14 protein-coding genes and 1 riboswitch are annotated in these 13,447 nt (G+C 73.9%); of the genes, 7 read left to right on the plus strand and 7 right to left on the minus strand.

Annotated features, from left to right (window positions below):
• Positions 1 to 42 precede the first annotated feature (42 nt).
• Positions 43 to 1,008, plus strand: coding sequence for a pirin family protein (locus GHR20_RS02545; RefSeq protein WP_153812041.1), 966 nt, complete (start codon positions 43 to 45; stop codon positions 1,006 to 1,008).
• Between the two features lie 59 nt (positions 1,009 to 1,067).
• On the opposite strand, the gene GHR20_RS02550 is transcribed toward GHR20_RS02545, so the two are convergent.
• From GHR20_RS02550 to GHR20_RS02560, 3 genes are all read right to left on the minus strand, one after another.
• Positions 1,068 to 1,607, minus strand: a complete 540-nt coding sequence (locus tag GHR20_RS02550) for a TetR/AcrR family transcriptional regulator (RefSeq protein WP_153815795.1) — start codon at positions 1,605 to 1,607, stop codon at positions 1,068 to 1,070.
• A 170-nt stretch (positions 1,608 to 1,777) separates the two neighbouring features.
• Positions 1,778 to 3,169: an amidase gene (locus GHR20_RS02555; RefSeq protein ID WP_153812042.1), complete on the minus strand. Its 1,392-nt coding sequence runs from the start codon at positions 3,167 to 3,169 to the stop codon at positions 1,778 to 1,780.
• The gene (locus GHR20_RS02560; protein ID WP_111587251.1) at positions 3,156 to 3,365 is read right to left on the minus strand and encodes a hypothetical protein; all 210 of its coding nucleotides are present in this window, start codon (positions 3,363 to 3,365) and stop codon (positions 3,156 to 3,158) included. Before GHR20_RS02560 ends, GHR20_RS02555 begins: the two co-directional genes overlap by 14 nt.
• A 127-nt stretch (positions 3,366 to 3,492) precedes the next feature.
• Between GHR20_RS02560 and GHR20_RS02565 the strand changes: the two genes are divergently transcribed.
• A complete protein-coding gene (locus GHR20_RS02565; protein ID WP_153812043.1) occupies positions 3,493 to 4,797 on the plus strand; it encodes an MFS transporter in 1,305 nt (434 codons plus the stop codon).
• A gap of 24 nt (positions 4,798 to 4,821) precedes the next feature.
• Complete coding sequence (locus GHR20_RS02570; RefSeq protein ID WP_153812044.1) at positions 4,822 to 5,766, plus strand: MBL fold metallo-hydrolase; 945 nt, start codon at positions 4,822 to 4,824, stop codon at positions 5,764 to 5,766.
• A 15-nt stretch (positions 5,767 to 5,781) separates the two neighbouring features.
• Here GHR20_RS02570 and GHR20_RS02575 read toward each other — a convergent pair whose 3' ends face one another.
• The 3 genes from GHR20_RS02575 to GHR20_RS02585 all read right to left on the minus strand — a co-directional run bounded on the left by GHR20_RS02575 (position 5,782) and on the right by GHR20_RS02585 (position 8,695).
• Positions 5,782 to 6,453, minus strand: coding sequence for an isochorismatase family protein (locus GHR20_RS02575; protein ID WP_153812045.1), 672 nt, complete (start codon positions 6,451 to 6,453; stop codon positions 5,782 to 5,784).
• A 15-nt stretch (positions 6,454 to 6,468) separates the two neighbouring features.
• Positions 6,469 to 7,173: a DUF2470 domain-containing protein gene (locus tag GHR20_RS02580; protein ID WP_153812046.1), complete on the minus strand. Its 705-nt coding sequence runs from the start codon at positions 7,171 to 7,173 to the stop codon at positions 6,469 to 6,471.
• A gap of 157 nt (positions 7,174 to 7,330) precedes the next feature.
• Complete coding sequence (locus tag GHR20_RS02585) at positions 7,331 to 8,695, minus strand: beta-1,3-glucanase family protein (RefSeq protein ID WP_153812047.1); 1,365 nt, start codon at positions 8,693 to 8,695, stop codon at positions 7,331 to 7,333.
• A 372-nt stretch (positions 8,696 to 9,067) separates the two neighbouring features.
• Between GHR20_RS02585 and GHR20_RS02590 the strand changes: the two genes are divergently transcribed.
• A complete protein-coding gene (locus tag GHR20_RS02590; protein WP_111585057.1) occupies positions 9,068 to 9,502 on the plus strand; it encodes a VOC family protein in 435 nt (144 codons plus the stop codon).
• Positions 9,503 to 10,263: 761 nt separating this feature from the next.
• Here GHR20_RS02590 and GHR20_RS02595 read toward each other — a convergent pair.
• Positions 10,264 to 11,565, minus strand: a complete 1,302-nt coding sequence (locus GHR20_RS02595) for a GAF domain-containing SpoIIE family protein phosphatase (RefSeq protein ID WP_153812048.1) — start codon at positions 11,563 to 11,565, stop codon at positions 10,264 to 10,266.
• A 379-nt stretch (positions 11,566 to 11,944) separates the two neighbouring features.
• Between GHR20_RS02595 and GHR20_RS02600 the strand changes: the two genes are divergently transcribed.
• The 3 genes from GHR20_RS02600 (at position 11,945) to GHR20_RS02610 (ending at position 13,393) form a co-directional block, all read left to right on the plus strand.
• Positions 11,945 to 12,163 (plus strand): hypothetical protein, encoded by a 219-nt coding sequence (locus GHR20_RS02600; protein ID WP_153812049.1) that lies wholly within the window; start codon positions 11,945 to 11,947, stop codon positions 12,161 to 12,163.
• A gap of 120 nt (positions 12,164 to 12,283) precedes the next feature.
• A riboswitch (Fluoride riboswitch) is annotated at positions 12,284 to 12,346 on the plus strand.
• A gap of 214 nt (positions 12,347 to 12,560) precedes the next feature.
• Positions 12,561 to 12,845, plus strand: a complete 285-nt coding sequence (locus GHR20_RS02605) for a DUF211 domain-containing protein (RefSeq protein WP_111585054.1) — start codon at positions 12,561 to 12,563, stop codon at positions 12,843 to 12,845.
• Positions 12,842 to 13,393: a hypothetical protein gene (locus GHR20_RS02610; RefSeq protein WP_148024812.1), complete on the plus strand. Its 552-nt coding sequence runs from the start codon at positions 12,842 to 12,844 to the stop codon at positions 13,391 to 13,393. The genes GHR20_RS02605 and GHR20_RS02610 overlap by 4 nt, the downstream gene beginning before the upstream one ends.
• Positions 13,394 to 13,447 lie beyond the last annotated feature (54 nt).

Consider the following 13,447-nt stretch of genomic DNA (forward strand, 5'->3'; position numbering starts at 1 on the left):
CGCGCTCACCGGTCCGGCACCGGCACCGCTAAGTTGGGCGGCATGAGCAACCTTGACCGCGCGCCCGAGCCGACCGTCTGCGGTGGCCGTGGATTCGTCGTCGCCGAACCCGTCCGCGAGCTGCTGAGCCCCCGCCCCGTCAGGCTGGGGGAATCGACCGAGGTGCGCAGGCTGCTGCCGAACCTCGGCCGCCGCATGATCGGCGCGTGGGCCTTCGTCGACCACTACGGCCCGGACGACATCGCCGACGAGCCCGGCATGCAGGTCCCGCCGCACCCCCACATCGGGTTGCAGACGGTCAGCTGGCTGCACGAGGGCGAGGTGCTGCACCGCGACTCCACGGGCAGCCTCCAGACGATCCGGCCCCGGCAGCTGGGCCTGATGACCGCGGGGCGCGCGATCAGCCACTCCGAGCAGAGCCCCCGCCCGCACGCCCGTCTGCTCCACGGCGCCCAGCTGTGGGTGGCGCTGCCCGACGCGCACCGGCACACGGACCCGCGGTTCGAGTTCCACGCCGAGCTGCCCACGGTCACCGCGCCCGGGCTGACCGCCACGGTGCTCCTCGGCGACCTCGACGGCGCCGTCTCCCCCGGCACGGCGTACACCCCGATCGTCGGCGCCGACCTCGCGCTCACCCGGGGCGCCGAGGTCCGGCTGCCCCTGGACCCCGACTTCGAGTACGGCGTCCTCGCGATGTCCGGCGAGGTCCATGTGGACGGCGTACCGGTGCTGCCCGGCTCGATGCTCTACCTCGGCTGCGGCCGCTCCGAACTCCCCCTGCGCGCCGAGTCCGACGCCGGGGTCGTGCTCCTGGGCGGCGAACCCTTCGCCGAGGAGTTGATCATGTGGTGGAACTTCGTGGGGCGGACGCAGGAGGAGATCGAACAGGCCCGTGAGGACTGGGCCAAGGGCAGTCGCTTCGGCGAGGTGAAGGGCTACGACGGCGCCCCGCTGCACGCGCCCGAGCTGCCGCCGGTGCCGTTGAAACCACGCGGCCGGGTGCGCTGAGCCGGGAGCCGGTCAGCGCGTACGAGCGAGAGCGGCACCCCCGGCGCCGACGGCGGAACTCAACCGAGGATCCCGGCCACGAGCCGGCGCGCGTACGTGGCGTCGAGGCCGTCCGGGCGGAACAGGATGCGGTACATCATGGGCGCGACGACGCGGTCGATGACCGTCTCGACGCCCGGCGTCTCCTCCCCCCGTTCAGCCGCCCGGGTGAGGATGAAGCCGATCTGGTCGGCGGCGTAGGCCGAGCACTGGCCGGCATTGCTGCCGTCCGGGTCGCCGAGCAGGGCGTCGCGGATGTAGGCGCGACCGGCGGGAGAGGCCATCTCGTCGAGGAACTGCTCGGCCCAGGCCGTCAGGTCGGACGCCAGGGCGCCGTGGTCCCCCGGCGCGGTGTCGGGCCGCAGCCGCTCGACCGCCACGTCCGACAACAGTTCCTGGAGGTCCCCCCAGCGGCGGTAGACCGTCGACGGCGTCACCCCCGCGCGCTGGGCGACCATCGGCACGGTCAGGGCGTCCCGGCCCACTTCCGAGGCGAGTTCGTGGACGGCGTCGTGGACCGCCGCCTGGACCCGGGCGCTGCGCCCACCGGGACGCACCATCTGCCTGCTCACAGCACTCACCTTAAAGCAAAATCATTGCGTCTAGCCAGCCGTCGGCCTCACGCACGCCCCTCCGTCCCACACCCGCGCCGTCCGCCTCGCGCACGCGACGGGGAGGGGCGGCGCCTTCGGCCCGGAGGGAACGGTCCGGCCGGGCCGAAGCGCCTCGTTCAGACCGCGGGCGCCAGCTCGCGGGCGGGCTGGGTCCGCTCGTAGGCGTGGCCGGCCCGCAGGAGCACGCTCTCGCCGAGCGGTCGCCCGAGCAGCTGCATGCCGATCGGCAGACCCGCCGTGTCGTGGCCGACCGGTACCGACAGGGACGGCAACCCGGTGATGTCGGCGGGGGACGACAGGCGTACGTAGGCGTCGGAGACGCCCTCGGCCGTGCCGTCGGCCCAGGTGATCGTCTCCTGGCCGGCCTTGGCCGCGGTGGCCGGGACGGTGGGGGCGACGACCAGGTCGACGTCCCGCAGCATGCGCGTCCATTCCTGCCGCATGAGGGTGCGGGCGCGCTGGGCGCGCAGGTAGTCCCCGGCGGGCATCAGTTCGCCGGCCTCCAGGAGGATGCGGACGTCGTCCTGGTACAGCTCGGGGACCGTGCGCAGGGTGCGCTCGTGGTAGGCGGTCGCCTCGGGCACCATCAGGCCCCACTGCGTGGCCTGGATGTAGCGGGTCATGGGGATCTCGACGTCGACGAGGACTGCGCCGAGCTCTCGAAGCCGGTCGATCGCGTGCCGTACGGCGGCTTCCACCTCGGGATCGACATGGTCGAAGAAGTAGGTGCGCGGCACGCCCACCCGCAGGCCCGTCAGGTCCGGGTCCGCATCCGGCCGGTAGTCGGTGCCGGGTGCGGTCAGCGAGGCGGGATCGCGGGGGTCGTGTCCGGCCAGGGCGGTCAGGACGAGGGCCGCGTCCGCGACGGTGCGGGTGATCGGGCCGACGTGGTCCAGCGACCAGGACAGGGACGTGACGCCGTGGCGGGGGACGAGGCCGTACGTCGGCTTGAGGCCGACCACTCCGTTCAGCGCGGCGGGCACCCGGATCGATCCGCCGGTGTCGGTGCCCAGGGCGAAGGTGGCGCCGCCCGCGGCGACGGCGACGGCGGAGCCGCCGCTGGAGCCGCCGGCGACCCGGCCGGCGTCCCAGGCGTTGCCGGTCTGCGGGGTGGTCAGCCCGTAGGCGAACTCGTGGGTGTGCGTCTTGCCGACCAGCACGGCCCCGGCCGCCGACAGGCGGGCGGCGACGGTGCTGTCGGCCTTTGCGCGGTGGTCGGCCCGGACGCGGGAGCTGGCCGAGGTCGCCACGCCGGCGACGTCGATCAGATCCTTGAGGCCCATCGGAATGCCGTGCAGCGGACCGCGGTGGCGGCCGGCCGCGATGTCGTCCTCGGTTTCGCGCGCGGCCCGGCGGGCGTGCTCGGCGGTGACGGTGACGTACGCCTGGAGGTGCGGTTCCACCTGTGCGACGCGCTCCAGGACGGAGTCCGTCAGTTCGACGGGGGACAGCCGCCGGGCCCGGATCTCCTCGGCGGCCGCGCTCAGGGACAGCTCATACGGTCGCATCGTGCGTCTCCTGTTCCACGCGGTAGGCGAGGGCGGGCGGGGTGTCCCCGAAGTCCAGCTCCCGCAGGACCGCGACGACGGAGTGGATGTGGTTGGCGATGGCCGCGACCGCCGCATGGCGGTCGGCAGGCAGCGGGAGCCCGGTGCGGGCGGCCCAGCGGGCCGCTTCCGGCGGGGTGAGCTCGACGGAGGACATGGACTTCTCTCTCCTCGGGGCCGGGGGGACGGAACCCCTCGGCTAAAAGCTAAGGTTTTGCTTTAGCCGATGGTAGGGCCTACGGTGACTTAAAGCAAACCCATTGCTTTTAGCGCCGAGGAATCTCATGTGCACCGTCACACCCAGCGCACCCGCGCACTCCGGCCCCAGCCGCCCGGGAGCCCGCACCCGGACCGCCCGGCGCGCGGCGTCCTTCGCCCTGGACGCCTCGATCCTGGCGGCCCTCCTCGCGGCCTCCAGCGCGCCGACGCCGCTGTACCCCCGCTACCAGGACGCCTGGGGGCTGTCCGCGCTCACCATCACCGTGGTCTTCAGCGCCTACGCCCTGACGCTGCTGCTGGCCCTGCTCACCACCGGCGCGCTCTCCGACCACCTCGGGCGGCGCCCCGTCCTGGTCGGCGCCCTGCTGCTGGCGGCCGCCGCCATGGCGCTGCTGGCCTCGGCGGACGGCGCCGGAGCGCTGATCAGCGCCCGGATCCTGCAAGGAGCGGCCACCGGTGCGGCCACCAGCGCCGCCGGAGCGGCCCTCCTCGACCTCCAGGACCCCCTGCGCCCGGGCCGGGCCCTGCTGACCAACAGCATCGCCCCGGTGGCGGGCATGGCCGTCGGCGTCCTGGTCTCCACCCTCCTCGTCCGCTTCGCCCCCGCGCCCACGGTCACCGTGTACGTCCTGCTGGCGGCCCTCTTCGCCGCCCAGGCGGTCGCGGTCACGTTCACCGCGGAGACGGCCCGCGCGCACGCCGGTGCCCTGCGGTCGCTGCGCCCTCGCCTCGCCGTGCCGTCGTCGGCGCGCGGCGCCCTGCTGACGGTCGGCACCGCCGTCGTCGCCGTCTGGGCGCTGGGCGGCTTCTACTCCTCCCTCGGGCCGGCGCTGGTACGCCTCGTGGCCCCCGGTGCCCCACCGGCGGCCGGCGGCCTGGTCTTCTTCGTGCTCACCGCCGCGGCCACGCTCACCGTGTGGGCGCTGCGGCGCACCGCGCCGCGCGCCGCCGCCACCGGCGGCAGCCTCGCCGTCGTGCCGTCCGCGGCCCTGAGCCTGCTCGGTCTGCACGGCTTCGGCCTGCCCGCCGTCTACGGCGGCGCGGCCCTGGCGGGCGTCGCGTTCGGGGCCGTCTCCCAAGGGGCGCTGCGCATGACGCTCGCCTCGCTCGACGAACAGGACCGCGCCGCGACCCTGGCCGCCTACTACGTCCTCAGCTATCTGTCCATGAGCCTGCCCGCCATCGCCGCGGGCGCCGCCACCCAGCACTACGGGCTCGGCACCACCGCCCACGGCTACGCCCTGGCCGTCGCCCTGCTCGCCGCCGCGGCCCTGGCGGCGCTCGCCCTGCCGGGGCGCGGGACGTCCCACCGCACACACCACACACACGGCGCCCACCACGCGCACCCCGCCCACCACGACCTTCCGTAACGAGACCCGAGGAAACTACCGATCATGAGCACGCGCACGAACACTCCGCAGACCACCGGCACTCCGCAGACCACCGGCCCGACCACCGTCCCCTCCTGGACCGTGGGCGACGTCACCGTCCACCGCGTCGACGAGGCGCCGCTGCCGCCCGCCACCGGAGCGTGGCTGCTGCCCGGCGCCACCCCGGACGTCGTCTCCGGACAGGACTGGCTGCGCCCCCACTTCGCCGACGACGAGGGCGTGCTGCGCCTCGACAGCCACAGCTTCGCGTTCACCGTCGGCGGGCTGCGCGTCCTGGTGGACACCGGCATCGGCAACGGCAAGGAGCGGGCCAACCCCGCCTGGCACCACCTGGACACCGACTACCTCCAGCGCCTCACGGCGGCCGGATTCCCCCCGGACTCCGTCGACCTGGTGATCCTCACCCACCTGCACGCCGACCACGTCGGCTGGAACACGCGCGAGGTGAACGGAGAGTGGGTGCCCACCTTCCCGCACGCCCGCTACCTCACCTCGCGCGTCGAGCGGGAGTTCTGGGCCGGGTACGACATGGAGGAGGCGCGCCGGCAGATGTTCCGCGACTCGGTGATCCCGGTGGAGGAGGCGGGGCTGCTCGACCTCGTCGACATCCCCGCGGACGGAGCCGAAGTCGTCCCGGGCCTGCGGCTGATCCCCACCCCCGGGCACACCCCCGGCCACCTCGCCGTCGAGCTGACCAGCCACGGGGCCACGGCACTGATCACCGGCGACTGCATCCACCATCCGCTCCAGCTCGCGCATCCCGGCATCGGCGCGTGCGTCGACATCGAGCCCGAGCGGTCCGAGCTCTCGCGCCGCGCGCTGCTCGGTTCGCTCGCCGGCACGCAGACACTCGTCCTGGGCACCCACTTCGCGCCGCCCACCGCCGGCCGGGTCGTCGCTCACGAGGGTGCCTTCCGGCTCGCACCCGTCCCCGCCGGCTCGCGCTGACGGTCCGGGGCATGCTCAGAGCGCCATGGTGTCCGCGGTCCTGCCGCGGAGTTCCGCGCGTACGGACTCGGTGAGGGTGACGGTCGCGCTGGTGGCGGCCAGCCAGCGGACGGCCATGGTGTGGCCGTCGGCTGTCCGGTCGGCCACGGCGTCGGCGACGACGAACGCCTCGGGGTCCTGCATCCAGGCGTCGGCCGCGGTGAGCAGGACATCGGTGTGCGCCGCCGCGCCCACGACCAGCACCTGGTCCCGCCCGAGTTCCTTCAGCCGTGAGCGCAGCCGGGTGCCGGCGAACGCGCTGTACCGCTTGGCCGTCAGGACCGTGTCGCCCGCCTCCGGCCGCAGCACGTCCACGACGGCGTGGGCGTCCGCCTCGGTGGGCGGTGCGAGCGGGACCGGCGCGGGGAACACCGGCCCCGGCCCCTCTCCCCCGGCCGACCGCGATCCCGGAACGCGCGTCACATACACGACGGGCACGCCGGAGCAGCGGGCGGTCTCGGTCAACCGGCTTATGTTGTCGAGGAGTTTTGCGACCGGGGCGGTCTCCCGCAGGGCCCGCAGGACGTACTCCTGCATGTGCTGCACGACGAGTACGGCACGCGACGGGTCGATGCTCCGGGAGGGGCCGCCGCCCGGCAGCGACGCCGCGTCGGGCATGGAGTACGGGAGGACGCTTGACGATGTCATGTCTCGCCTTTCGGCTCAGGCCAGCAGGTGGCCGCTGTGGGAGAGGCGGCGCGCCGCCGACAGCAGGGCGTGGATCTGCGGTCCGACGTGGTCGAGGTCGCGCACGGGGGTACGGAACGGGATGCGGGCGTCGTGGTGGGTGCGCCGGTGTTCCAGACGCAGGGTCAGGCCGTAGCGGTCGATGGCCACCGGGACCACCTTCGTCACGCCGGGCTCCGGACGCGGCCGTACGAGCCGCAGCAGCCGGGGCACGAGGTCGGCGTGGTCGTCCACGAGGTGGGTCAGGATGCCCGCCTCACCGGTGGCCAGCGGATCGAGTTCGGCCGCCTCCAGTTCCTGGAGGGTGACATACGCGCGTCCGCCGGATTCCTCCAGGACGCCCTGCCCGAACTCCATGCACGTGCTGTCGGTGGCGTCCGGGTCGTACGGCGCGCGCAGCACCCCGGTCAGGGTGACGCGGGCGCGCAGCCGCTCGCGTACCGGCGTGGGCGCTATGTCGGTGAGTTCCAGACGGACCGGGACCCGTACGGGCGACGGGGTGCCGTCGCCCTCCCAGGCGGCGTGCAGATGGAAGTGCCCCATCGCGCCGGTGCCGTCGAGTCGGCGGATCTCATGGTGGCGGCCGTCGCTGACCACGGTCATCGAGTGGGCGGCGGCCAGGATCGAGCGGACACGCTCGGCGGCCGTCGGCGCGGGGGCAGGACTGGGGGTATGACGCATCCGGGCCCTCCAGGACCAGGCGAAGTAAGGTAAGCCTAACCTAACTCATGCGTGATCCGGTCGGCCAGTCGCCCCGTACGCACGGAGCCCCTCCACCGGCCGGGACGATCACCGGTGGAGGGGCGTGCGCGCGAGGCGTCGTACGAGGGGACGGCCCTCAGTAGCCGACCGCGACCTCCATCCACTGCGGGCTGTCCATCGAGGTGTACGCGGCCTGGCCCGCCACGTCGTCGTACGGGAAGCCGTACGCGAGGTGGCCGATCGCGTGGTCGTGCCAGTACTTGGCGTACCAGTTGGCCGGGTCGCCGCCGTAGAACTTCGACGGGTCCTGCTGCTGCGCGGCCGGCAGGTTCGCGGTGTGCCGGTTGAGCGCGGCGCACAGGGCGGCGTTGGAGGCGAGGGACCCGGCGCAGCCGAAGATGTTCGAGGTGGACTCGTTCACGCCGACCGAACTCGCGTACGCCGTGAAGTAACCGGCGTTCGCGCCGCCCGCACGGAAGCTGGGGTCGCTGCCGGGGGCGATGATCCGGTACGGCGCCTGGGTCTGGGCCAGGACCTTGAACTGCTGCGGCACGGAGTTCTGGAAGTTCTGGAACACCTGGTCGCGGCTCATGGTGAACAGGTCCTGGGCGTCGCCCAGTTGTACGTCCTGCCCGCTGTGCGAGTGCAGCCGGATGGCCAGCGGCAGGCCCCAGGCGTCGACCCGGGTGGTGTTGCCGCTGAACGAGGACGTGCCGGTGGTGAACTCGATGAAGTCGTAGTACTGGCCGTTCGGGGAGCCGACGTAGAAGTACATGCGCTGGGCGGGGGCGGCGACGATGTCCACGTAGGGCTGCTCGGCGATCGAGTGCTCCTGGCCGTTGTAGCTCCAGTAGACCTGGCTGTCCGGGTAGGCGCCGCCGGTCCGGTTGAGCACCTTCACCTTCATGACGGCCGAGGACGGCGGGATGTCGGCGGTGGTGCCCCAGAAGTCGTCGGGGGGCGTGGTGCCGCCGGAGCCGCCGTAGACCTGGAACTCCCAGAGGGAGTAGCCGTAGGGGGTGGCGCGCTGGGTGCCGTACATCCGGACGTACCGTCCGGAGCCGCTCACGTTCAGGTTCTGTACGCCGCCGGTGCCGGCGGCGGTCGAGTAGACGGTGGTCCAGGGGCCGCCCGGGTCCGTGGCCGTCTGGAGGGTGAACGCCTTGGCGTAGGCGGCCTCCCATTTCAGGGTGACCTGGGTGAGGGGCTGGACCGAGCCGAGGTCGACCATGATCCACTGCGGGTCGGCGAACGCGCTGGACCAGCGGGTCTGGTCATTGCCGTCCACCGCCTGCGCGGCGCCGAAGGAGGCGTTCTCGGTGGAGGAGGCGGTGGCGGGTCTGCCTTGGGAGAGCAGGGTGCCCGCCGCGTGGGCGGGACTCTGGGCGGTGACGGTGAGTCCGAGCGCCGCGACGAGCGCGATCAGCAGCGCGAGGACGAGGTGGGGCCGGGGCCGGGGGCGTCCCGGCGCGAGGCGTGGCGAGGCGGAGCTGACTGGCATGGGCGTACTCCTCGAACGGGTGGGGACCGTGCTGGAGACCGAACCGTGACGCAGCCTGAGAGCGCTCTCGGGTGAGGGTGATGGTGGCAAGCCTCCCGGGGCCAGTCAATGGGTTGTTCACAAATGAACGGCGGCACAGCGGAATTCGTTCGGCTCCCGAACGCCGGACCCATGTGACCTGGACCACACGCCCGTAAGCCTTCCCCTGAGGCGTCCGGAGGCGTACGTTCCGGTTTACCTCGCGATGGCGCCCCTACGGCGCCGGCCCGCCGAGCCTGGGACGGCGGGCCAGCGGGGGCCAAGACGGTGCCGCGCAACGTGCGTCCCGTAAAAGAGAGTTGGGCAGCGCAGCCTCCCTGTTAGGGTGCGCCGATGTCATCGATCAAGAAGATCCAGGTCACCTTCGACTGCGCGGATCCCGAGCGCGTCGCCCGTTTCTGGTGCGAGGTGCTGGGCTACGAAGTCCCGCCGCCGCCGGAGGGGTTCGCCACCTGGGCGGATTTCGATCGCTCGCTGCCGGCCGAGCGGCAGGGCGCGGCGTTCGCCTGCGCCGACCCGTCGGGCGTGGGTCCTCGGCTGTTCTTCCAGCGCGTTCCCGAGGGGAAGGTCGTGAAGAACAGGGTGCACATCGACGTCCGGGTCGGCACCGGGCTCGTGGGCGAGGAGCGGCTGGCCGCGCTGGAGGCCGAGTGCGCGCGGCTGGTCGCGCTCGGCGCGGTGCGGGTGCGGCTGCTGCGTGCCGACGGCTTCAACGAGTCGTGCCTCACGATGCAGGACGTCGAGGGCAACGAATTCTGTCTCGACTGATCTCCCCCGCGGCCCCCGCCCCCGTCCGGGCGATCCGCGCCACACCCAGCCGGCCGTAGCCGGACGGCCGACCGCCGAGGGCATCGTCGGGCCAGTGCACCCGCAGGGCGATGCGGCTGAGGCCGACGGCGCCGCCGATCCCGTAGGCGGCCGTGCGCGAGTCGGTGGCCAGGCCGGTGGCCGGCAGGGCGGTCGCCGTGTGGCGGGAGGGGTGGCTCGCTCCGTGGAAGGAGGCGAACCGACCCGCCTGCGGGGGGCGTTGGCGGGCAACGGCCCGGCGCATGGCGGTGCGGGGCGCGTCACCCACGGCCAGGATCATGAGGGGCGACCAGCGGTCGAGGGCGGACCGGCGCGTTCGGCCGGACCGGCGCAGGCAGCGCGCGGCGGTCGCCGTGCAGGCCACCGGGCGTGAACCCAGTCTCGGCGCCGGACGGCCAGCCGTCGTCCGGCGAGACACCGTAGGCGGCTCCCCGGACGGCGGACGCGTCATGGGGCGCTCCTTCGCCGGCGTGGTCGTCCCTCCACCCGGTCCCCGGGGCCGCCGGGTCACCGTGGCGGGCAGCACCGTGGGGTAAGCGCGGGGCACGGTGGACGTGCTGTGGCTGGTGTGGGCGGCCGGGCTGGACCCGGACGGGATACGGCCGGGCTGGACCCGGACGGGGTACGGCCGGCCCGGACCGGGTCGAAGGGCGCGGTGCGGGGCCCGAGATGTGGTCCGCCCCGGGGTGACGGCTCTGACGGCCCGTCACGGCCGTCGCGGCTCAGGGGACGCGCAGGGCGAGTACGGCGACGTCGTCGTTCTGCACGTCGCTCATCCGGGTGAGCAGCTCGTCCCGGAAGACGGTCAGTGGCTCGCGGGCGAGGGCCGCCGCGTGCTGGCGCAGCCGGGTCAGGCCGCGGCCGATGTCCTCGCCGGGCCGTTCGACGAGGCCGTCGGTGTACAGGAGGAGGGTGGCGCCGGGCGGCAGGGTGATGGTCGCCGTGTCCCGGGTGAGCGCCGGGTCGACCCCGAGGATGGGGGCGTGGCCCTCCTCCAGCAGCAGCGTGCGGCCGTCGGGCTGGGCCAGCAGGGGCGGGAGGTGGCCGGCGTTGGTCCAGGTGAGCCGCCAGGGGCCGGTGTCGGGTGTCTCGATGCGCGCGATGACGGCGGTCACCAGCTCGATGCTGGTCAGACCCTGCATCACCTTGTCCAGGCGGCACATGATGCCCGCCGGGTCGTCGCCGCCGCTGTCGAAGGCGAGTGCGCGCAGCATGTTGCGCAGTTGCCCCATGCGGACGGCGGCGGCCAGGTCGTGGCCGACGACGTCCCCGATGGCGAGGACGGCCGAGCCGTCGGGCAGCGGGAAGGCGTCGTACCAGTCACCCCCGACCTCGGCCCGTTCGCGGGCGGCCAGGTAGCGGGTGGCGAGCTGGAGGTGGTCCAGGCCGGTCAGGTCGGGCAGGAGGGAGAGCTGGAGCTGCTCGGCGGTGTGCTCCTGGAGGGCGTACAGCCGGGCGTTGTCCAGGGCGAGGGCCGCACGGTGGCCCAGGTCGGCGGCGAGCGCCTGCTCCTGTTCGTCGAACGGCGGGGCCCCGGTGCGGCGGACGAAGGTGAGGGCGCCCAGCTCCTGCCGCCGCACGCGCATGGGCACGATCAGCGCGCTGTGGGCGCCGAGGGTGCGGTACAGGGCCCATTGGGCGGCGCGCAGCGGGTCGGCCGGGTCGGGTGTGCCGAAGTCGGTGACCAGGACGGGGCCCGCGCCGCGCAGCACCTTCGCCAGCGCGCACGCCGAGTCGTCCGGGCCGGGGATCAGCGCGCCGGACAGCACGCGCAGCGCCCGTTCCGTGTCCCGGTCGGTGACCGTGAGCCGTCGTAGCCCCTCGCCCTCCACGACGTCCACGACGCAGGCGTCGGCCAGCTGCGGGACGACCAGCCGGGCGAGTCTGCGCAGCGACTCCTGGGCGTCGAGGCCGGAGGCCAGCGCGCGGCTCACATCGGCGAGCAGCCGCAGCCGGGCCGCGGCGACCTCCGGTGGCAGCGCCTCGGGCGGTGCTGCCACCGGGGCTGTCGGCTCTCGTTTCATGACGCTCCTCCGGGCGTCCCTGGGGCGGTGGGATTCGTGCCGGGCCGCCTGTCCGGTGGGATCGCGGGCAGATGTCGTCAGCGCGGCGCGGGCCGGGCGGTCGCACAGGGCGAGCCTCATCGCCGTCCTCTGCACCGATGCCCCGCCGGGGCGCCGCGCAATCCATCGTCACTCCCCTGCCCACCGGCGGCGGACGCCCGGGGCGGCCCGCGTCGTACCGTGAAGGTGAGACGGACGGTGGAGGGGCCCACCGCCGACCGCGGCACGGCGCCGCCGACGGTCCCTGCCCGACGAGGGTGGTGATCCGGATGGGTGAAGGCCGGAGCCGGAGGGGCGACCGGGCGGCCGCCCGGTCGCCGCGGACCGACGGCGGCGCGCCATGAGCGGGCTCGCCGGCCCGGTCGCCCGTGTCCTGCGCTACGGCACCGGGCCCGCCGCCCGCCGGGCCGCCGCCGGGGCGGCCGACCGGCTGTGGGCGCGGGGCGTGGCGGCGCGCGCGGTCTTCCGTCCCGAGTACGGCGGCTGGGCCGTCCTCGTCTTCACGGCTCCGGTCAAAGGGCGTCTTCAGGGCTCCGCCGGAAAGCGCCCGCGCGCGTGACCGAGGCCGCCGCCGCGAGCGGCGGAGACACCGACGGGCAAGGCGGCGACGGGCGGGGAGGCGACAGGCGGGGCGGCGTCGGCGTGGCGGACGTGGCGGGGCGTGCGCCGGATGACGCACTATGGATGTGGCGATGAGGCTCGCCCTTGACCGCACATCCGTGCTGATGGCCTCTACCTCTGCGGGTCGGACGGCCGCCGCGGCTGCCCGTCGACGGCCACGAGCCAGGAGGTGCCCTCGCCCTTGCCGCTCCCGAGCACGAGCACACCGGCACGAGCACGACTGCACGAGGTCCGGCACGGCCGCACCGCGTCCGCGTCCGCTCGGCTCCTCCGAGCCTCCCCCTGAACTCGCCCTTCGCCCCGGCTGCCTGAACCCCCGCCAGAAGGAGTTGGACATGCCCGTACGACGGCTGGTCCTGGACGTCGACAAGACGGTCGACGAGCCCGATCTGATCCACCTCGCGTCGGTGATCGAGGCGGTGTCCGGAGTGAAGGCGGTGAACATCGCCGTCACCGAGATCGACATCGAGACCGTCGGCACGAACGTCACCGTGGAGGGCGACGCCATCGACGTCGGCGCGCTGACCGAGGCGATCCAGCACACCGGCGCGGTCGTCCACAGCGTCGACGAGGTCGTGGCCGGCGCCTATCTGCTGGACAACAAGCCGCGTTCGCGATGACCTCGGTCCGCGGTCTGCGGACGCTCGCCGTACGGTCCCTGCTGCCGCTGGTCCTCGGTCTGGTGGACGGCCTGCTCAACGCCCTCACGCTGGCCGCCGCCTCCCTGGTGGGCTCCGGCGCGCCGGTCAGTGCCTCGCTGGCGCTCCGGGTGGGGCTGGTGGCGCTGACGACGGCCGCGTTCGCGGTGTTCGTGGCCGACTACGCCGACCGCCGCGCCTATCTGATCCGTGCCTCACGGCAGCTGAACCTGACCCGCCGGGGGCAGTTGGCCACGACCCGGCTCGGCCGGCTCGCGCTGACGCGCGCGCTCACGGCCACGGCGATCGCCTGCACCGCGAGCTTCGCCGGGGCGACGCTGCCCCTGCTGGCCGGGGCCGCGGCGCCGGAGCTGTCGTGGATCGTGGTGGTGCTGGCCGTCGTCGCCCTCACCGTGCTGGGGGCGGTCCTGGGACGGCTCTTCGCGGGCAGTCCCGTGCGCTGGGCGGCGGTGCTCGGCTGCGGCGGGGTGGCGGTGACGTGGATCGGCGTGTGGCTGCACCTCACTTGAACGCCGTATCACCTGGCCGCGTCATCACCTGGACGCCACCTCACCCGGCCGGCT

The organism is Streptomyces sp. SUK 48, from assembly GCF_009650765.1.
Classification (GTDB): Bacteria; Actinomycetota; Actinomycetes; order Streptomycetales; family Streptomycetaceae; genus Streptomyces.